Here is a 252-nt window from a genome sequence, read left to right on the forward strand (position 1 = left end):
GCGCGTTGAAGGCCACCTTCTTCGCCACCGACGAAGGCGAGGACGCGTACACGCTCGAACGCCTCGACAGCGCGCTCGAAACGTGGCGCGACGCGTGCAGCGAAGCCGAACTCACGGACGCGCTGCCGCTCGCCATCGTCGCCGAAAACTGGCTCGGCCAGCTCGACGGCGGCGGCCTTTCGCAGCGCTTTTTCGCAGGCGCGGTGACCTTCGCCACGCTCATGCCGATGCGCGCGATTCCGTTTCGCTACG

The 252-nt window shown here is 67.9% G+C and carries 1 protein-coding gene; it reads left to right on the forward strand.

What is annotated here, in order from left to right; all coding sequences use genetic code 11:
- Positions 1-252 (forward strand): hypothetical protein (locus SB786_RS37035; protein WP_410731688.1); only part of this gene is annotated, 252 nt, incomplete at both ends.

The organism is Burkholderia sp. SIMBA_062 (genome assembly GCF_046534765.1).
Lineage (GTDB): Bacteria > Pseudomonadota > Gammaproteobacteria > Burkholderiales > Burkholderiaceae > Burkholderia > Burkholderia ambifaria.